This window comes from Paenibacillus sp. lzh-N1, from assembly GCF_002872435.1.
GTDB classification, from domain to species: domain Bacteria; phylum Bacillota; class Bacilli; order Paenibacillales; family Paenibacillaceae; genus Paenibacillus; species Paenibacillus polymyxa_C.
Genome location: NZ_CP025696.1, coordinates 401,651 through 421,632, shown reverse-complemented (window position 1 = coordinate 421,632; position 19,982 = coordinate 401,651). Strand labels below are relative to the sequence as shown.

At 47.5% G+C, this 19,982-nt stretch carries 15 protein-coding genes; all 15 read left to right on the top strand.

Annotated elements, in window-relative coordinates; genetic code table 11:
• The first annotated feature begins 287 nt into the window (after positions 1-287).
• The 15 genes from gltB to C0638_RS01965 all read left to right on the top strand — a co-directional run bounded on the left by gltB (position 288) and on the right by C0638_RS01965 (position 19,968).
• Complete coding sequence (gltB, locus tag C0638_RS02035; protein WP_058710834.1) at positions 288-4,886, top strand: glutamate synthase large subunit; 4,599 nt, start codon at positions 288-290, stop codon at positions 4,884-4,886.
• A gap of 321 nt (positions 4,887-5,207) precedes the next feature.
• Positions 5,208-6,845, top strand: a complete 1,638-nt coding sequence (locus C0638_RS02030) for a sensor histidine kinase (protein WP_013369810.1) — start codon at positions 5,208-5,210, stop codon at positions 6,843-6,845.
• Positions 6,846-6,961: 116 nt separating this feature from the next.
• Positions 6,962-7,606, top strand: coding sequence for a response regulator (locus tag C0638_RS02025; RefSeq protein ID WP_013369811.1), 645 nt, complete (start codon positions 6,962-6,964; stop codon positions 7,604-7,606).
• Between the two features lie 276 nt (positions 7,607-7,882).
• Positions 7,883-8,626, top strand: a complete 744-nt coding sequence (locus C0638_RS02020) for a YveK family protein (RefSeq protein ID WP_013369812.1) — start codon at positions 7,883-7,885, stop codon at positions 8,624-8,626.
• On the top strand, positions 8,610-9,248 hold the full coding sequence (locus tag C0638_RS02015; protein WP_013369813.1) for a CpsD/CapB family tyrosine-protein kinase: 639 nt from the start codon (positions 8,610-8,612) through the stop codon (positions 9,246-9,248). The genes C0638_RS02020 and C0638_RS02015 overlap by 17 nt, the downstream gene beginning before the upstream one ends.
• Positions 9,249-9,290: 42 nt before the next feature.
• Positions 9,291-10,181 (top strand): UTP--glucose-1-phosphate uridylyltransferase GalU, encoded by an 891-nt coding sequence (gene galU / locus C0638_RS02010; protein WP_025364257.1) that lies wholly within the window; start codon positions 9,291-9,293, stop codon positions 10,179-10,181.
• Between the two features lie 16 nt (positions 10,182-10,197).
• Positions 10,198-10,896: a sugar transferase gene (locus tag C0638_RS02005; RefSeq protein WP_013369815.1), complete on the top strand. Its 699-nt coding sequence runs from the start codon at positions 10,198-10,200 to the stop codon at positions 10,894-10,896.
• A complete protein-coding gene (locus tag C0638_RS02000; RefSeq protein WP_058710835.1) occupies positions 10,896-11,831 on the top strand; it encodes a glycosyltransferase in 936 nt (311 codons plus the stop codon). The genes C0638_RS02005 and C0638_RS02000 overlap by 1 nt, the downstream gene beginning before the upstream one ends.
• Positions 11,832-11,841: 10 nt before the next feature.
• Positions 11,842-13,179, top strand: coding sequence for an O-antigen ligase family protein (locus C0638_RS01995; protein ID WP_013369817.1), 1,338 nt, complete (start codon positions 11,842-11,844; stop codon positions 13,177-13,179).
• 4 nt (positions 13,180-13,183) lie between these two features.
• Positions 13,184-13,954, top strand: a complete 771-nt coding sequence (locus C0638_RS01990; protein WP_014599532.1) for a WecB/TagA/CpsF family glycosyltransferase — start codon at positions 13,184-13,186, stop codon at positions 13,952-13,954.
• A gap of 5 nt (positions 13,955-13,959) precedes the next feature.
• Positions 13,960-15,402: an O-antigen ligase family protein gene (locus C0638_RS01985; protein WP_058710878.1), complete on the top strand. Its 1,443-nt coding sequence runs from the start codon at positions 13,960-13,962 to the stop codon at positions 15,400-15,402.
• Positions 15,403-15,407: 5 nt separating this feature from the next.
• On the top strand, positions 15,408-16,787 hold the full coding sequence (locus C0638_RS01980) for a lipopolysaccharide biosynthesis protein (protein WP_014599533.1): 1,380 nt from the start codon (positions 15,408-15,410) through the stop codon (positions 16,785-16,787).
• Positions 16,788-16,809: 22 nt separating this feature from the next.
• Positions 16,810-17,649, top strand: coding sequence for a glycosyltransferase family 2 protein (locus C0638_RS01975; protein WP_013369821.1), 840 nt, complete (start codon positions 16,810-16,812; stop codon positions 17,647-17,649).
• Complete coding sequence (locus tag C0638_RS01970) at positions 17,636-18,823, top strand: glycosyltransferase family 4 protein (RefSeq protein ID WP_013369822.1); 1,188 nt, start codon at positions 17,636-17,638, stop codon at positions 18,821-18,823. Before C0638_RS01975 ends, C0638_RS01970 begins: the two co-directional genes overlap by 14 nt.
• Positions 18,820-19,968, top strand: a complete 1,149-nt coding sequence (locus tag C0638_RS01965) for a glycosyltransferase family 4 protein (RefSeq protein WP_013369823.1) — start codon at positions 18,820-18,822, stop codon at positions 19,966-19,968. Before C0638_RS01970 ends, C0638_RS01965 begins: the two co-directional genes overlap by 4 nt.
• The last annotated feature ends 14 nt before the right edge of the window (positions 19,969-19,982 follow it).

The following is a 19,982-nucleotide window of genomic DNA, read 5'->3' as shown; positions in this document are numbered from 1 at the left end:
ATTATCACAATCATAAAAACTTTGAATTGCTAACACAATAGGTCAATGATAAAATGATAGAACTAATTAGATTCATCAGTGGAATCGACGTGTTTTTCAAGTCAAGCCATTGCATAATTATTGAAAAACATACGCATTCGGCGGACCGTACCGCCTTGAATACGTTTTATGTTTTTGTCCCCCATTCCTCGTAGTTGTTCTTTGATTTACCTCTTGTTGCCACTGTCTTCTATTCGGCCGCCTGTATTTCAGGCCAGCATGACTTTATAACAGAAAGGTTGCGTTCCATGAGACAGACAGGTTTACCACCCAAACAGGGACTATATGATCCCCAATTCGAAAAAGACGCCTGCGGCATGGGCTTTGTTGCCCACATCAAGGGAAAACCATCGCACGATATTGTAAGTCAGGCTTTGACCATGCTCGTAAACATGGAGCATCGGGGCGGTCAGGGAAGTGAACCAAACTCCGGTGACGGAGCAGGGATCATGATTCAGGTTCCTCATTTGTTTTTTCAAGAGGAAGCAGAGCGATTGGGCTTCAAATTGCCAAAGGCCGGACATTATGGCGTAGGCATGCTTTTTGTATCCAATGATTCAAAAGTTCGTGAGATGCATGAGCAGAAGCTCAGAGAAATCATTATGGACGAAGGTCAAAACTGTTTGGGCTTTCGCGATGTTCCAACTTATGACGAAATGCTGGGTAAATCGGCAAAAGCAGCTAAACCAGGTGTGCGTCAGGTGTTCATCGGCCGCAGTAGCGATTTGAAGGAAGAACTGGACTTTGAACGGAAACTGTATGTCATTCGTAAACGTGCAGAGCTTGCTATTCGCTATAACCAAGAGGATATGAATGGTGAGTCGTTCTATATTCCAAGTTTGTCATGTCGCAAGGTTGTATACAAAGGAATGTTGACAACCGAGCAGGTAGGCAAATTTTATCTGGATTTACAGGATGAGCGAGTGACATCGGCGATTGCGCTGGTCCATTCCCGTTTTAGCACAAATACGTTCCCGAGCTGGGATCGTGCGCATCCTTATCGTTTTATGATTCACAATGGTGAAATTAATACCATGCGCGGCAACGTAAACTGGATGCATGCGCGTCAGGCACAGTTTGAAAGTGAAGCGTTTGGTAACGATATCAAGAAGGTAAAACCTGTCATCAACCCAGATGGCTCGGATACAGCCATGTTTGATAATACGCTGGAGTTTCTGTATCTGAGTGGCCGTTCGCTTCCTCATGTAGCCATGATGATGGTGCCTGAGCCTTGGAACAAGCATGAAACCATGGATCCGAAGAAGCGGGCATTTTATGAATATCACAGCACCATGATGGAACCGTGGGACGGACCTGCTGCGATGGCGTTTACAGACGGTATCCAAATCGGGGCGATTCTTGACCGCAACGGCCTGCGTCCTGCACGTTATTATGTGACCAAGGACGATCTGATCGCACTGTCATCTGAGGCGGGTGTATTGGATATTGCTCCTGAAAATGTGCTTTATAAGGATCGTCTCCGTCCAGGGCGTATGCTACTGGTGGATACCCAAGAAGGTCGCATCGTTTCTGATGAAGAGTTAAAGGAGCGTATCGCATCCGAAGAACCCTATCAGCAGTGGCTGGATGAGCATTTGATTGATCTGGATGATCTACCTGAAGCACTGGAGCAGCCAGAGCCGAAACATGAAAATGTAAATCAGTTGCAGCTCGCTTTTGGGTATACGTTTGAAGAACTGCGCAAACTTCTGGAGCCGATGGCACTTACAGGTGCGGAACCGATTGGCTCAATGGGGTATGATGCTCCACTGGCGGTATTGTCTGACCGTCCGCAACGTTTGTACAATTACTTTAAACAAATGTTTGCTCAGGTTACCAACCCGCCAATTGACGCCATTCGCGAAGAGATAGTGACGTCAACTGCAACGACGATTGGACCAGAGCGCAATTTACTACACCCAGAACCGGAAAGCTGTCGCCAGATTCGGTTGGATTCACCGGTGTTGTCTAATGAAGAGTTTGCCAAAATTCGTCACGTACACCGTCCAGGCTTCAAATCCATGACCATTCCGATCTTCTTTGAAGCAAAAGAAGGTGCTGAGGGCTTATACAAGGCGCTGGAAGGACTGTTTGAGGCAGCTGACCGTGTCATTGACAAAGGTCATAATATTCTGATTCTGTCTGACCGTGGAGTGGATGCGGAAAATGCAGCCATTCCGGCGTTGCTAGCTGTATCCAGCTTGCATCACCATCTGATAAAGCAGGGTACACGCACACGTGTGAGTATTTTGCTGGAATCCGGAGAGCCAAGAGATATTCACCATTATGCGGTGCTTCTGGGCTACGGTGTGAGCGCGGTTAATCCGTATCTGGCGTTTGAAACGCTGGATGTCATGATTCAACAAGGCTTGCTGCGCGGCATCTCACACGAAAAGGCAGTTAAAAATTATATTAAAGCGGCAACCAAGGGCGTCGTTAAAATATTGTCCAAAATGGGTATTTCCACGATTCAGTCGTACCGTGGAGCGCAAATTTTCGAGGCCGTAGGTCTGAAGCAGGATTTTGTTGACCGTTATTTCACTTGGACACCTTCCCGCATTGGCGGTATTGGTCTGGAGGAAGTGACGATGGAAGCGCTGGCCCACCATAACCGTGCTTTCACTGATAAGGACGGCAATGATAAGGTGCTCGATTCGGGCGGTGAATACCAATGGCGCAACGATGGAGAAGAGCATTTGTTTAACCCGCAAACGGTGCATTTGCTCCAGCAATCGGTTCGCTCGGGAGACTACGAGCTTTACAAGAAGTACACCAAGCTGGTACAGGGTGAAGCTGAACAACATTTGACGATCCGTTCCATGCTTCAGTTGAAGCCTGCTGGTGAGCCTGTGCCGCTGGATGAAGTGGAATCTGCTGCATCGATTATGCGTCGCTTTAAAACAGGGGCTATGTCTTTCGGCTCCATTAGCCAGGAAGCGCATGAAGATTTGGCGATTGCAATGAATCGAATCGGTGGCAAAAGCAACACGGGTGAGGGCGGGGAGAACCCTGCGCGTTTTACCCCGGATGCTAATGGCGATTCACGTCGCAGTTCGATCAAGCAGGTGGCCTCTGGCCGATTTGGTGTAACGTCGAACTACTTGGTGAACGCCGACGAAATTCAGATCAAAATGGCGCAAGGCGCGAAGCCGGGCGAAGGTGGACAACTGCCAGGACGCAAGGTGTATCCTTGGGTCGCCGAGGTACGCGGTTCCACGCCAGGAGTAGGCCTGATTTCGCCACCACCGCATCACGATATTTATTCTATCGAGGATTTGGCAGAGCTCATCTACGATCTCAAAAACGCCAATCCACGTGCTGACATTAACGTAAAGCTGGTATCAGAGGTAGGCGTAGGCACGATTGCTACAGGGGTAGCCAAAGGCCGTGCTGACATTATTCTGGTCAGCGGTTATGACGGTGGTACAGGCGCTTCCCCGCAAGGCTCCATCCGCCATGCGGGTATGCCTTGGGAGCTAGGGCTGGCTGAGACGCATCAGACGCTCATGCTGAACAACCTGCGCGACCGCGTGGTGCTGGAGACAGACGGCAAAATGCTGTCTGGACGTGATTTGGTAGTAGCTGCCCTGTTGGGTGCGGAAGAATACGGCTTCTCAACAGCGCCGCTCGTAGCGTTGGGCTGTATTATGATGCGGGTATGCCAAATGGACACCTGTCCGGTTGGTGTGGCTACGCAGAATCCGGAGCTGCGCAAAAATTATATGGGTGATCCTGCCCATGTGGTGAATTTTATGCGTTTCATCGCAGAAGATGTCCGTGAAATTATGGCGGAGCTGGGATTCCGTACGATTCAGGAAATGATTGGCCGTACGGATTGTCTGGATACCGTGAACGCCGATTCGCATTGGAAGAAGAAGGGTGTAGACCTGAGCTTGCTGCTGCATGTTCCTGAGTTGGAAGACGGAAGTGTACGTTACCGCGTACAACGTCAAAACCACGGACTGGAAGAAACACTCGATATGCTGAAGCTCGTACCGATGGCTGCGGAGGCACTGGAGAGCGGAACGCCTGTAGAGGGTACCTTGCCTATTACAAACGTGAATCGGGCAGTAGGTACGATTCTAGGCAGCGAGGTCACACGTAAGTATGGGGCGGCAGGTCTGCCTGAGGATACGATTCGCTTTAACTTCATTGGATCGGCAGGTCAGAGCTTTGGAGCGTTTATTCCGAAAGGCATCACGCTGAGCGTGGAAGGCGATAGCAATGATTATGTCGGTAAAGGGCTATCTGGTGGTAAAGTTATTGTAAAGAAATCTCACAAAGCGACCTTTAAGGCAGAAGAGAACATTATCATCGGAAATACAGCCTTGTATGGAGCGACCAGCGGTGAAGCTTATATTAACGGAATCGCAGGCGAGCGCTTTGCCGTTCGGAACTCCGGCGCACGTATTGTTGTTGAGGGCGTTGGTGATCATGGCTGCGAATACATGACGGGCGGACGTGTAGCTGTATTGGGTGGAACCGGACGGAACTTTGGAGCCGGGATGTCCGGAGGTATTGCATACGTCTATGATCCTGAGGGGACGTTCCTGAGCCGTTGTAATCTGGAAATGGTGTTGCTGGAAGATGTGGAAGATCCTGCAGAAGCAGCGGATTTGCGCGGCTTGATCCAGCGCCATGTCACTTACACGGGTAGTGAAGCGGGACAACGTATTTTGGATGAATGGCAGACTGCGATTCAGCAATTTGTACGGGTGATTCCAAAGGATTACAAGCGTATGGTTGAACAGATTCAAAAAGAAGAGGCGACCGGTTTGAGCGGGGATGAAGCTCTACTGGCAGCATTTGAAGCCAATATGCGTGAATTGGCGCGTACCGGGGGCTAAAAAGCAGATCGCCAAACTCACTAAAAGGACTTGCTGAATACCGCTGTTATAGTCACGGCGGTACCAGCAAGTCCTTTTTTCAGGCTAACAAAAATGTGATTTATTACCTTGACAAACGTCATAAATTCTGACATTACCCCCAAAATGTTTTCCTGAAACGGTAAATATGTTATAAAAAGTACCAAATTTTTTGGAATGTAACCGTTTACGTAAGAGTTTATGTCTTGTTATTTATTTTTGGATTGGTTATGATTTTTTTAGAGTACGCAAACAAACCTAATATGCCCATCGTCCCTTCAAAACACAGAATAGGGTGACAGGATGAAGTTGAAGAAGTCAGCAGAAGACAAAATGATTTTTTTATACCGTTATGTATCATTATCTTTAACATCACTTGTTTTTCTGTTCGAAACATCTAGATTAATGGTATGGCAGAAGCTATTACTGATTGTTTTTCTATTTTTATCCGTTACAGCATTTACTTGGATTTATCGTAAATACAGACTTCATGATATGGTATTGAAATGCAGTATTGCACTAGAAACCGCAGGGATCATTTTGCTGTTATTCCCGACCGGAGGGATAAATAGCCCGTTCAAATGGTATGTGATTACTCCCATGCTGGTAGCTTGTGCTCATCTATCCATGAGGTACAGCTGGACGCTCCTACTTTCTTATATCGGTTTGGTGCTCACATTTTGTTATATCTTTTTTACACCAGGTCAATATTTTTTGTGGGATCTTATATTGCAGAACATTAATCTGTTTCTGGTATTGATCGTAACCACAATGGCAATGCAGGTTATTCGCGTCATGAAGGACGAACTGAAGGTGGCTAAAGAACAAGCCAATGAGACGATGGATCATATCAAGTCGATTTACCACATCATGGAGACGACCAGCCATAATGAGGCATTAAATCTGGGTCAGGTCATCTCGGATTACACTGTCAAGCTAACCAAGCAGAGCCGTGCATTTTTCTGGCTGGATAGTCAGGAGGAAGATGCACCGGCAAGCAGCCAGACAGGCTGGACGGTAGAAGAAGAGGAGCAGCTATTCGAAGAACTGGAGAATTACCGGGAGGAGTTCAGGGAAGAGCGCGAACCATTTTTCAGACATCTGCCGGAATGGGGCGACTTTCTCATGATCACCGTACCGATGACGACCCGCTTTGTAGCGACGATTGGCCTCAAGCTGGGACCGGATCAAAGTTTGACAGGAAGACGCTGGCTTGTGCAACAACTGATATTCTTAGCTGAGCTGAGTGCTGTGTTTTTGGAACGCTATGAGCTGGAGCGCATTGAGAATCAGTTGATTGTGACGAATGAGCAGAACCGGATTGCAAATGAAATGCATGACAATGTTTCACAAAGTCTTTTTGGTATTGTGTACGCAACCCATTCTCTCCGGCAGACTTGGTGCCATCAGCCTAAGGAGCAGGTGGAGGAGCAAATTGATTTAATTCAGCAATCGGCCAATCAAGCAGTTAGAGAGCTGAAGGGGGCAATTCATAGCCTGAGCTCGAAAAAAAGCGGAGGCTCAACTTGGTTGGGTACGGTGAAAAGCCATCTGCATACACTCTCCAAGCTGAACCATGTACAAATTGATTTTGATATCCATGGTGATCATTATTCACTTCCGTATTTGTACCAAAAGGCTTTGTTCCGCATCATTTCCGAAGCGGCGGGGAACGCAATCCGTCATGGATTGGCCAAGCGAATTGATGTGAAGTTAAAATTGACGCCCCAAGTGATTAGACTGTCTATTCATGACGACGGAGTAGGGTTTGAGACGGCGAGAATGGTAGCAGGAGGTGAGGCGGTCAGTGCAGGCGGGGGCCTGGGCATGATGAATATGGAATATTTAGCTCAATCGATGGGAGGCGAATTTGATATTTCAAGTCGAATCGGAGAGGGAACACAGATTCGATTGTCCATTCCGGTAAATGCTTATGAATGAGGATTTTGCAAAATCCTTGAATACAATGTGTGAACATTCTGCAATACAAAATCTGCGGTAACAATCGGATACATAGGGATTATGCAAATCCTGAACTGTAGACAGGAGGCCGAATCATGAAAATTGTCATTGTCGATGATCATCCTTTAGTACGGAAAGGACTCGCTGCGGTTATATCCATGCAGCCTAATGTTCAGTTCGCGGGAGAGGCCCAGAATCAACAGGAAGCACTTGCAGTGATCGAGGAAACGGATCCAGATTTGGTGCTGCTGGATTTGAAATTAGCTGATGAATCAGGTCTGGATATTATCAAGATAGCGCGCGGACGCGGGTTCAGAAGCAAATTTATTTTGCTGACCTCTTCTGCAACACGTGAAGATTTTCTGAAAGCGGAGGAAGCCTCTGTGGACGGTTATGTGCTTAAGGAGGCTTTGCCTGAGGAATTAATTTACGCGATTCATCTTGTCAACAAAGGACGCAAATATTATGATCCGGCTATTCTCGAAAATAAGCTACGTGAAGATGCGGGCAATCTCACGGACGACCTGACACCAAAGGAAAAAGAAGTGCTGGTCGAGCTGGGGCAAGGGGCTTGCAATCGTGAAATAGCATCCCGTTTATTTATCAGTGAGTTCACCGTCAAAAAGCATGTCAGTCAGATCTTGGCCAAGCTGCGACTGGCAGATCGTACGCAGGCAGCATTATATGCCAATGCGATTGGTCTAGCGAAGTACGAGCCAACCAATATGATGATGCGCTAACCCCATAAGCTACGCAGTAGTTTCATATGCAAGTGGCATAGAGAAATCCTTAAAATCACCAACTTTGGTGGTTTTGAGGATTTTTTCATTTCTATTTACCATAATCGACAAAGTATGGTACAAAAGTATACCATGCCGTGTCCAAAAGTATACATCCCCCTTCCTCTGTAGTGAGGGAGAAAGTGCCGTTCGGTTCCATGTCGTCTATACAACGGATTGTTACAATTAGATCATACTTAAAATAAGAAGAGAAATTGTGTGGGAGGGAGGATTTTTGTGGAGAAAACCATTTTGGATTATCTAGTCCTAATCAAAAAAAGATTGTGGCTGATTGCGATTTTTGTCATTCTCTCATGCGTAACTACTTACATTGTGAGCGACAATGTCGTAAAGCCAGTCTACTCCGCTTCAAGCCAACTGCTGGTTAATCATATTTCCGCCAAGCAGGGGAGTAACAATCTGAATGACGTCAACACAAGTCTTAATTTGGTGGAAAGCTACAAGCAAATTCTCACTTCGCCTAAAATTATGGACGCTGTGGTAGCGACTCATCCTGAGTTCAATTTGACGTCGCAAAAGTTGGCAGAGAAGCTGCAGATTAAATCCTCGGATAAAAGTCAGGTGATTGGCTTGACGTTTGAGGCAGGGAATTATCCTCAGGCCGCAGCGGTTGTAAACGCAGTAACCCAGAAATTCGTGCAGACGGTTCCTGGATTGATGGAATTAAATAATGTGAAAATTTTAAATGAAGCGGACCCGCAGGCCAATCCTGACCCGATTAATGGGAATCCGCTCATGAATATTGCGATTAGTTTTCTCGTATCGCTGATGATTGCGCTGGGCACGATTGTGTTCCTGGAAAGCATTAACGGCACGCTACGTACGGAAAAAGAAGCGGATGCAGACATCGGCATTCCTGTAATTGCATCGATTCCCGTCATTCGCAAGAAGGACATCGATGGAGTGGCCGGAAATTCCAAAGAACGGGTAGGGGAGCGTAAATATGCTGCGATTGAATGACATGTTGATTACAGAAAGTAATCCATCATCGTATATCTCGGAATCATTTCGATCCCTCCGTACATACATCCGGCAGCAGGTGATCGGGCAAAAGGACCGTGGGACGGTTCTTTTGTTAACCTCGCCGGAAAGCGGAGCGGGAAAAACAACAATGATCGCCAACATCGGAGTTTCCTTTGCTCAAGAAGGCAAGAAGGTGGCTCTGGTGGATTGCAATCTGCATAGACCAGCGCTGCACGAGATATTCGGTATGGAGAATACCGGAGGTCTATCGGCTTATTTGCGCGGTGGGGCTTCTTCCAAATCTATCGTTAGGCATGGTGGACTGGAGCTATCGGTTGTTCCTGGTGGGGACAGTCTGTATAACGCAGCAGATTTACTCGGTAGCGAACGTATGGCAGAGCTGATGGAAGAGCTTAAACGTGAATATGACATCATCTTACTTGATTCGGCGCCAGCGCTGAATTATACGGATGCTCGTCTGATTGCAGGCTTGACGGATGGTGTGATTCTCGTTGCCAAGCATGGCCGGACCAAACGGGAAGATCTACGCAAAACAAAGCAACTCATGGAGCAGGCTAGCGCGACGCTGGTTGGAATTGTGATGAATCAGGTGAAGTAAGCAACACCAAAATTCGATGAAGCAAGGAGAATGAGTGCGATGATGAAAAAAGTGAAAAAGGCCATTATTCCAGCAGCAGGATTGGGAACGCGCTTCCTCCCTGCTACCAAAGCAATGCCTAAGGAAATGCTTCCGATTATCAATAAGCCTACGATTCAATATATCGTGGAAGAAGCGATTGCTTCTGGTATCGAGGACATTATTATCGTTACGGGTAAAGGTAAACGTGCCATTGAGGACCACTTTGACAACGCATTTGAGTTGGAATCAAAGCTGCTCGAGGACGGTAAGCTGAAGCTTCTGGAGGAAGTACAGCGTTCTTCGGGAGTGGAAATCCATTACATTCGCCAGAAAGAACCGAAAGGTCTGGGACATGCGGTGTGGTGCGCAAGACGCTTTATCGGGGACGAGCCATTTGGTGTGCTGTTGGGCGACGATATCGTAACAGGTCAAAAACCTTGCCTGCGCCAGCTGATGGATCAATATGAGGAAACACAAAATTCTGTGATCGGCGTGCAGCGGGTACCACAGGAATTCACGAACCGGTATGGCATCATTGAACCGGACCAACAGGACGGACGATTGTACCGAGTGAATAATTTTATTGAAAAACCGGCTCCAGGCACAGCCCCATCCGATCTGGCTATTATGGGTCGTTATGTGTTCTCACCGAAAATTTTCAAATATCTTGATCTTCAGGAAAAAGGAGCTGGCGGCGAAATTCAGTTGACGGATGCGATCCAAAAGCTGAATCAGAGTGAACGTGTATACGCCTATGACTTTGAAGGCACGCGTTATGACGTAGGTGAACGTCTTGGATATATTTTAACCACTCTTGAATTTGCACTTGCCAGCGATGATTTGAAGTATCCGGTTATGGAGGCCATGAATGAATGGCTGAAAAAGACCGAGAAAGCAACCACAGCGGGTTGAGAGGAGGTACGTCAGCATGAGCATGGAAAATTTACCGGAGGATGGCGAGGCTGTCATGTCAGGTAAAGCGTTTTACATGCCATACGGAAATACACAAATTCAGGATAAAACGTCCTACCTGGTCACAAAACGCCTCCTTGATATGCTGCTGTCTTTCGTGGGCTTAATCGTCTTGCTCCCGCTGTTTGCAGTGGTGGCCATTCTGATTAAGCTCGAAGACCCAAAGGGAAGTGTGTTTTTCAAGCAAACTCGGGTGGGCAAGAATGAGAAGTTATTCGATATGTATAAATTCCGTTCAATGGTGTCCAATGCCGAGGAACTGAAAAAGGACTTGATGGAGCTGAATGAAGTGAGCGGCGCCATGTTCAAAATTAAAAACGATCCTCGGATCACGAAAATTGGCAGTTTTCTACGCAAGACGAGTATTGATGAGATTCCGCAGCTGTGGAATGTGTTGGTTGGAGATATGACTTTAGTTGGTCCGCGCCCGCCGTTGCCCAGCGAGGTTGAGCAATACTCCGATTATGACAAGCAGCGTCTGATTGTAACGCCGGGATGTACGGGTTACTGGCAGGTGAGCGCACGTAACAGTGTAGGCTTCGAAGAAATGGTGCAAATGGATTTGAAGTATATTCATGTTCGCAATACGTGGCTCGATCTGAAAATTATCATGAAAACAGGCGTTAAGATGCTGTTCTCCAAGGATGCTTACTGATGGATACATTTAAGCGATGTCCCGCAGTGTCCGTCGTTATTTGCACCTATAACCGAGCGGACCTGCTGGAGAAAACGTTAATGTCTCTGCTGAAGCTGGAAGACCTTGCACTGGCTGAGATCATTGTGGTCGATAATCGATCTACCGATCATACAGCAGCAACGATCAAAAGATTTACCGTTGCACATGGCCAAGACATTCATCTTCGGTATCATTATGAGCGCGAACAAGGACTGTCTGCTGCTCGTAATGCTGGCATTACGTTATCAAAAGCAGACGTCATTGCTTTTCTGGATGATGATGCAATTCCGTGTGTTACATGGCTGCAAACGATTATGTCGGCCTTTGGGAACAATCCCGAGCTGACGGCTATGGGTGGGAAAATTGATCCTAAGTTTGAAACGGAACGGCCGAACTGGTTGACAGGACCGCTTGAACTGCCTTACACGATTATTGATCTGGGGAAATCCGTTTGTGAATATCCGGCGGGACTGAATCCATTTGGAGCGAATATGGCTATGCGCAAAACGGCTTTCGCCGCCGTCATGTTCCCGCTTCACCTGGGCAGAAAGGGAGATATCCTACTATCTGGTGAAGAATCGTGGGTATTCGAGCAAATCCGTAAAAATGGTGGAACGATTATGTATCATCCACACATGGCTGTAGAACATTTTGTTCCGGCTTCACGCTTAACGAGAGAATGGATTATGAATCGCTACTATTGTCAGGGTATGTCTAATGCTGCTCAGGCTGCAGGTCTGCGCGGCAACGCGATACTGATGGCAAAAGTGGCAGCCAAAGTGTTATACATCACGGTGGATTCCCTGCTGGCACGTACTGAGGGCAGGAAGCTGTTGAACCGGTGCAGGCTTGAAAATATCCGCGGAACGCTGGATACACTGCGCAACCGGAAAAGCGAGTCAGCTGCGGGGTGAAAGATTGAACATGAGTAACTATCCTTGGACTTCCAGAATAAACACCATACAGCATGTTTTTATTTTTCTACTAGGCGCTCTTGCTGTAGGAATTGCAGCTACCTATCAACCTGTGGTCAGTATTGCAGCGGTATGCTTACTGCTTTTGTTGGCTGTCTCTATCCATCATCCAGAGCGCATCAGCTATGCAGTTTTGCTAAGCACAGCGGTCTCGGTCGATTCTCTGTATCAGGGTGGCGTGTTCGGCATTGAGATATTGTCATTGTACAAATTGGGCATCTTGGCTCTGCTAGTGCCTTGCATGCTCGTTTATGGCATTCGTCTCAAGTTCAGCTATCCAGTCTGGGCATTGGTGATCATGCTGGGGATTACATTTGGATTTTCAGCATGGCTGCCTTTGTTAACGACCTCGATTGCCGTCAAGGCGTTCGTGGGACTATCACTGCCCTTCTTTTTTTTACTGATCCAGTGGAAAAAGGATGTGGCGGAAAAGCATATTCGGTTGATCAGCCTGTTGCCGATTATTAGTGTGGTCATTGGATTAGGCTTGCAGGTTTTAGGATTGCATTCATTTACGGATGTGGAATTTACGGGCGCAGTCAGAGTACAAGGAGCGAATATACCGCCGCATTTGGCAATGCTCTCCTTTCTCGGAATTGCCGTCTCGCTGATTGAGGTCAAGCGCAAACCTAGGCAAGCTGCCTTTTATTACACGGTGTTGGCACTGAACTTTTTAATCCTGATCGCCACCGGTACACGTGGGCCGATTCTGGCATTGTTATTAATGTTTGCTGTGTATCTGTTTGATATTGCCCGTCAATACCTCAAGGGAAAAGTCAATTATTTGCTACCGCTGGCCGGATCGTTTTTGGTTGCTCTGGGGGCGGTGGCCCTGCAATGGAACAATTTAAAAAAACGCTCCTTCGAACGGGAGACCGACACAGGCATTGACCTATCGGGACGCTCGGAGGCATGGGAATATTTTTTGAACAGAGTACATGATTACCCTTGGTCAGGCAGAGGACTTGGCGCGGTAACGGTTGCGAACGACGGGACGTTATTCAATGGTTTTGTTGTACCGCATAACGAGTATATACGCTTTTATTTTGATACCGGATATATCGGTTGCGGGCTCTTAATGCTTTCATTACTGATCGTGTTCGCTCTTATTTACCGGTCACTTGCCAAGTCTATTAAACCTTATTTTGCAACTTTAATTGCAGGTTTTTTGATCTACTCGTTTTCAGATAATACGTTGTCGACGGTTCAGATGATTATTCCGTTTTGCTGGTATTTGAATGCATTATACCAAACATCTACTCAAACCGATTTTCGCAAAGAGAAGTGATACGATGAGCAGAGTGAACATGTTCGATGTCAACTTTGATAATTACGATTTTAATGATCTACTCGAATTTATAGATACTTCTATTGAGCATCAGCGTCATTCCTACATTTTGACCTGTAATGTCGATCATGTGATCAAGCTTCGCAAGGATGATGAATTCCGTAAGGTATATTCGGATGCCGGAGCTGTAGTGGCTGATGGAATGCCTATCATTTGGGCGTCTAAGTTACTGAAAAAGCCCCTCAAACAAAAGGTGTCAGGCTCCGATTTGTTCACCCGGCTGGGAGAGGCTTTTGAGGATCGAGGCTATCGTTTGTTTTTTCTGGGTGCAGCTGACGGTATTCCTGAGAAGGCTATGCTTAATCTCCAGGAATCCTATCCAAACATGAATGTGGTGGGCTGCTATTCTCCTTCTTATGGCTTTGAGAAAAACGAAGAGGAGAACAGATACATTATCCAGTTACTTCAAGAGGCTCGCCCAGACATCGTTTTTGTAGGTGTAGGAGCACCAAAGCAGGAAAAATGGATTTACAGATATTATGAGACTTACCGCGCTCCAGTTTCGATTGGGGTGGGAGCGACCTTTGATTTCCTGTCGGGGAATGTAAAGAGAGCACCGGAGCTGATGCAGAAGACAGGATTTGAATGGTTTTGGAGGTTGTCTCAGGAGCCTAAACGATTGTGGAAAAGATATTTGATTGAGGATTCCCAGTTCCTCGTTCTGCTGTTTAAAGAGATGTTCAAGCGGAAGCGGATGAAGGGAGGCCAGGGGTGAGAAACATGAGTCGGTTGGCAGATCAGCAGATTTCCTTCTGGCTAGGAAGCCGGCGTGGAATCGGCATGATTGGTATGGGGGTGCTGGCTTGTATGCTGCCACTCGCCATCGGATTTGTCAGCGCCAAGATGAATCCCACCACGAGCCAGCAGGGAGCCATATTGCTGGCGATCGTTTTTCCGGCCTTCCTGCTGGCGATCTTGCAATCACGGCTACTGATTTCTTACACACTGGTGGTGTGGGCAGTAGGCCCGGAAATCCGCCGCATTGCAGATTGGTTGGAGGGAACGTATCACTCGGTTTCCTTGTTGAGCGTGGCGCCGCTGCTGGTAAGCAGCATGCTGATCATTCCTGTGCTGCGGGGTATTCATCTGGCGGAAAAGCCATTAACCCGAATTGCTGTATTTTTCGGCATAGAATTGGCCTACGGAAGTGTGGTCGGGTTATTCAAAAATGGTATTGTTTTTGCTTATGATTTGGCCAATTATGTGGTTCCATTGCTTCTATTGCCTTATCTTGCGATTAAGCCAATGAAAGCAAAGGAGCTGGACCGACTGCTGTATTCATACGCCAACATTGCTGTTCTTGTAGCGATATACGGCATTATTCAGTACTTGACGGTGCCTCCTTGGGATGCATTTTGGATGAATCATGTGGAAATGAATTCCATCGGGGTGCCAGAACCGCTTCAAATCAGAGTGTTTTCTTCCATGAACTCGCCCGGCCCATGCGCTATTTTCCTGGCAATGGCACTTGTACCGATGCTGATGGAGAAACGGTGGCGAGGCACTTTGGGATGGATTGGAGTCCTGCTAACAGTTGTTTGTCTTTTGGTCACGCTCGTACGTTCAGCCTGGCTGATTGCATTCGTCATGTTGCTGGCTTACATTCTCAGCTCATCCTCCAAAGGAAAGTGGAAGACTCTGTTTCAACTTGCTATCGTCGGCCTTCTTCTCTACATCATCGTTCCAAAACTTCCGGGGGCAGAAGGTTTGGTGGCTCGCATGCAGACGTTGACAGATATTCAACAGGATCATTCGTACAATGAACGTTTGGATCTACTGCATACAATGCTTCCGGCGATTACTAGCAATCCGGTCGGGCAGGGGATCGGGAGTGTAGGAATCGGAACCAAGCTTGATAACGGCGGCGATCTCGGTGAACTTGGGATTATGGATAATGGATATATTGCCATTTTCCTCACCTTCGGTATTTGCGGAGCATTCTTTTTCTTCGGTGGTCTGATCGTTATCATCAAGCGCCTTCTCGTCCGTATTGCCGAACGGAATTCCAGTCAGCCTTATATCAGACTGGCGTTGGCTACATGGGCCGGAGCTGTAGCCAGTCTCATATCGGATAATGGTTTCCCCGGTATGCGCGGCTATTTGATCTGGATGATGATCGGAATAGGACTATGGGCAAAAGATGTCATCGCGGAAAGAAGGTAAAGGCTGTGCAAAACTTACAAGCATTATCCGCACCTGTCCGGACACTATGGTCCACGGTGATTCGGTTTGCCAAAAGCAAGGATAACAGCTCTGCAGCAGTAAAAACGATGATATTCAGTATGCTGATTCTCGTTGTGAATATGCTGACTGGTGTGCTGACGGCACGATTCTTGGGTCCTACTGGACGCGGAGAACAGACAGCGATGGTGAACTGGTCCCAATTTCTTGCCTTCTGCATGAGCTTCGGTGTTCCGTCTGCATTGATTTACAATGCCAAAAGGAAACCTGAGGAAACGGGTAAGCTGTATGGTCTGGCCTTGCTGCTGGCTACGGTGTTCGGGGGGATGGCGACACTCATCGGAGTATTTCTAATTCCTTATTGGCTGCGCTCTTTTTCTTCATCGGTCATACTTTTCGCGCAGTGCTCCATGATGATGTGTCCGCTCATAGCGATTTCACAGATCAATAATGCATTGCTTCAAGTTCGCTCGGAATATAAACAGTACAATTTATTTCGGTATCTGGTACCACTAAGTACGCTGCTTGGACTGGCGATTCTGATCCTGACGGGGACGATGAATCCGTACACCTCAGCATTGGCCTACTTACTGCCAGGCTTGCCGATCTATATCGGTGTCACGATACGAATGATTCGGCTGTACAAACCAAAGGTGAAGAACAGCTGGACGCAATTTAAAAATCTCTTTACCTACGGTATGGGTTCATACGGGAATGATCTCATGGGGCAGGTTTCCACTTACATTGACCAGATTTTGATTGCGGGTCTGCTCAGACCCGCTGATCTCGGTTTATATGCGGTAGCGGTCAGCCTGGCCCGGATGGTAAATGTATTTTCAACCTCGATCATTGTCGTGCTGTTTCCCAAAGCCTCCGGGCTGGATAAGGAAGAGGCGGTGGCCATAACATTTCGGGCATTTCGAGTGACTTCAACGGCAACCTTTTTGGCTGCAGTGATGTTAATGCTGGTTGCTCCGTTCGTATTCACATTGTTATATGGTCAAGAGTTTAAACAAGCGCTTACGGTATTCCGGTTTCTGGTGCTTGAGGTTGCTATCAGTGGAGGTACCATGGTGCTGGCACAACAATTTATGGCGTTGGGTAAGCCCAAACTGGTTACCATTCTACAGGGTGTCGGATTGGCGCTCGTCATTCCATTGCTGTCCATACTCGTGCCGAGATATGGATTGACGGGTGCAGGGATAGCAATGCTGTCTTCGGGGATTTTACGGTTCGTTTTCATTTTATGTAATGTTAAGTTCGTTCTGAAAATGAAAATTCCAAGACTGGTTATTTCCAAACAAGATTTTCAATGGCTCCGATCAACGATGTCACACTACATCCGGAAAAAGCCAGTTAACGGTTAGATAAAGAAGGAGGCACCCGCTAATGAACCACATGTCTAGCGTTCCCGCGGACAACCGGATATCCGTAGTTATTATCGCTCAGGATGATGGCATTCGAATTACTGCTGCCATTAAATCCTGCCAGCCCTTTGCGGACGATATCGTCGTCATTGACGGAGGGAGCAAGGACAATACGATTCAGGTAGCTGAATCATTGGGCTGTCGGGTGTTTTCCAACCCATGGCCCGGTTATGCCAAACAGCGCATGTTTGGTGTTGATAAAGCGGAATTTGATTGGATTTTCCTGATTGATACAGACGAAGTAGTGGATGCAGAGTTGCTTGGTGACTTATTGAAAGTAAAGGAAACGCTCCACGATCCGGCCAAAGCCTATTCCGTATTTCGCATTGGCGATTTTCTCGGCAAATGGATGAACAAAGGCGAGTATTTGGTTCGTTTGTACAATCGGCGAATTTATGGCATTACGAATAGTCTTGTTCATGAAATGCCAGATGTAGCCTCTTCCCAGATCATCAATCTGGAGGGCGTGTTATGGCACTATGGATTCCGCAGCATCAGTGATCATATGACCCGTTTTAACAAATATACAGATCTGGAAGCAGAGACGGCATTTAACAAAGGAAGATCCTTTCGGATTACCAGACTGTTGTGGAGACCTCCCGCCCGCTTTGTACAGAAGTATTTTGTTCAAGGCTTATACCGTAAGGGGTTGGCGGGTTTTGCCGTAGCTGTTTTCTGGGTGATGTATGAGTTTCTCGTCTGTTTCAAGCATTATGAGTTAACCAAGCGGCGAAAAAAGATAGAAGTCGTGGATGGCGGACAGACCGAGCAGAAAGGAGAAACCAGCTATGTCGTACAATAACGGATTTCGTATCGCGGCAACGGGATTGAGTTGGCCGTCCTTACAGCCAGGAGGTCTCAACACATATTTCAAATCCATCTGTGAGCAGCTTACGCTAGAGCGCAATACGCTGGATGCTCTAATTTGTAGTGATGAGCAGCCTCAGGCGCCTGAACGTATTCGTATTCATTCGATTGGCAGCAAGCAGCAATCCATCTGGAAGCGCCGAGAGCTGATGCAAAAATATGCAGCAGAACTGTTCGACAAGCAACCGATCGATGTGCTGTATTCCCATTTTGCTCCCTATAGTGTCGGACCGGCACTGGAGGCGAAAAAAAGAGGAATCCCTGTCGTTACCACCTTCCACGGACCGTGGACGGAGGAAATGAAGATTGAAGGACAGGGAATTAAGCATTTTCTTAAAACGACGTTGGCCAAATCCATTGAAATGAAAGCTTATGGTCTGGCGGATAAATTTATAGTGCTAAGCGAGACTTTTCGGGATATTTTGCACGAGCACTATAAAGTACCACTTAGCAAAATTCATATTATTCCTGGTGCGGCGAATGTAGAAAGGTTTCATCCGGCAGAGGATCAGGAGGCCGTACGTAAGCGGCTGAATTTGCCGCAAAATGCGACGATTGTGCTAACCGTTCGTCGTCTTGTTAATCGCATGGGACTGCTACAGCTACTCGAAGCATGGCGACGAGTAACCGAGCGACACCCTGATCATCTGCTGCTGATTGGTGGAAAGGGTCCCTTGATGGAGGAATTGGCTTCCAAGGTGGCGGAATACAATCTTCATAACCATGTAAGGTTGCTTGGTTATGTGTCGGATGAGGAGCTGCCCCTGTACCATCAAGCCTCGAACTTGTTTGTTGTGCCAACACAGGCACTAGAGGGTTTCGGTCTGATCACAGTTGAGGCGATGGCCTCGGGCCTACCGGTGCTGGCCACTCCTGTAGGCGGCAACAAGGAAATCTTAAGAGGATTCCGTCCTGAGCTATTGTTCCAGGGGACGGACAGTGAAGCTATTGCTGCAGGGTTGCTGCGTGTGCTGGATCATCGTGAACTTCTACCGAATGCACGGGAATGCCGGGACCATGTCCTGAGCAGATATACATGGGGACATGTAGCGGAACAGGTAGAAGAGGTGTTCCGACAGGTCCTTGACAGAAAGGCGGCGGCGAAATGATGAGAGTAGCTTATATTGACCATACGGCAAGATGGAGCGGCGGCGAAGTTGCTTTGTATAACATACTGACGAATATCGGGGAACATATCGACCCGCTCGTTATTTTGGCGGAGGAGGGCGATTTGGCGGATCGGCTTCGGCAGCGTGATATTGATGTGCGCATTGTTCCACTAGATGATTCGATTCGTAATCGGGGACGAAATGCCGTCAATCTGGGTGCGCCTGCAGCAGCCTTTCGTTTGCTAGCTTACGGCAGGAAACTCGCGCCATTGTTGCGCGAGGAAAAAGTCGTGTGTGTGCACACGAACTCACTCAAATCTGCACTGTATGGTGCAGTAGCCGCCAAATCGGCGAAGCTACCGTTGATATGGCATATCCGTGACCACATCGGTCCGCCGTATCTGAAGCCGATTGTAGCCAAAGGGATTCGGCTCATGTCCCGCTTTTTGCCTAACGGTGTGATTGCCAATTCCAAATCCACGCTGAGTGCATTGGAATTACCCCCGGACAAAAAGACGCTCGTCGTCTACTCCGCTTTTGCCAAAGCGATTACGGCTCGTGATTCGGCTGCGCAATTGCGTGGCGATGACTCGTTTAACGTCGTGTTGGTCGGCAGATTGGCGGAATGGAAAGGACAACATATTTTACTGGAAGCGGCACGTTCTTTTTTACCAGATCAGCGTGTGAAATTCTGGCTGGCTGGAGATGCGTTGTTCGGAGAAGAGGAATATAAACAACGATTGGAATCCACGATGCGCGAATATGGGTTGACCAACGTCAATCTGATGGGACACGTCGATGACATTCAGGGTCTGATGCAGCGCTGTGATCTGCTAATTCATACCTCCATTACACCGGAGCCATTCGGTCAGGTCATTATTGAGGGCATGGCTGCAGGTTTGCCAGTAATCGCTTCAAACGAAGGTGGTCCCAAGGAAACGGTGGTACCCAATGAAACCGGGCTGCTCATTGAACCGGGAGACCCTGCCAAGCTGGAAGAAGCCATCCGCTGGATGCTGGAGCATCCACAGGAACGTCAGCAGATGGGTGAGAGAGGAATGGAACGGGTCAAGAAGCATTTTGTCATCGAGAACACTGTTAAGGATATAGTTCATTACTATAAGGGTTTGTTGGCAGGAGTCTGACCGACATTCGCGTT

What these genes read in the sequence shown, in the direction of transcription:
- gltB (WP_058710834.1), top strand. Translation starts at nt 288, where the DNA reads ATGAGACAGACAGGTTTACCACCCAAACAGGGACTATATGATCCCCAA.
- C0638_RS02030 (WP_013369810.1), top strand. Translation starts at nt 5,208, where the DNA reads ATGAAGTTGAAGAAGTCAGCAGAAGACAAAATGATTTTTTTATACCGT.
- C0638_RS02025 (WP_013369811.1), top strand. Translation starts at nt 6,962, where the DNA reads ATGAAAATTGTCATTGTCGATGATCATCCTTTAGTACGGAAAGGACTC.
- C0638_RS02015 (WP_013369813.1), top strand. Translation starts at nt 8,610, where the DNA reads ATGCTGCGATTGAATGACATGTTGATTACAGAAAGTAATCCATCATCG.
- galU (WP_025364257.1), top strand. Translation starts at nt 9,291, where the DNA reads ATGAAAAAAGTGAAAAAGGCCATTATTCCAGCAGCAGGATTGGGAACG.
- C0638_RS02005 (WP_013369815.1), top strand. Translation starts at nt 10,198, where the DNA reads ATGAGCATGGAAAATTTACCGGAGGATGGCGAGGCTGTCATGTCAGGT.
- C0638_RS02000 (WP_058710835.1), top strand. Translation starts at nt 10,896, where the DNA reads ATGGATACATTTAAGCGATGTCCCGCAGTGTCCGTCGTTATTTGCACC.
- C0638_RS01995 (WP_013369817.1), top strand. Translation starts at nt 11,842, where the DNA reads ATGAGTAACTATCCTTGGACTTCCAGAATAAACACCATACAGCATGTT.
- C0638_RS01990 (WP_014599532.1), top strand. Translation starts at nt 13,184, where the DNA reads ATGAGCAGAGTGAACATGTTCGATGTCAACTTTGATAATTACGATTTT.
- C0638_RS01985 (WP_058710878.1), top strand. Translation starts at nt 13,960, where the DNA reads ATGAGTCGGTTGGCAGATCAGCAGATTTCCTTCTGGCTAGGAAGCCGG.
- C0638_RS01975 (WP_013369821.1), top strand. Translation starts at nt 16,810, where the DNA reads ATGAACCACATGTCTAGCGTTCCCGCGGACAACCGGATATCCGTAGTT.
- C0638_RS01970 (WP_013369822.1), top strand. Translation starts at nt 17,636, where the DNA reads ATGTCGTACAATAACGGATTTCGTATCGCGGCAACGGGATTGAGTTGG.
- C0638_RS01965 (WP_013369823.1), top strand. Translation starts at nt 18,820, where the DNA reads ATGATGAGAGTAGCTTATATTGACCATACGGCAAGATGGAGCGGCGGC.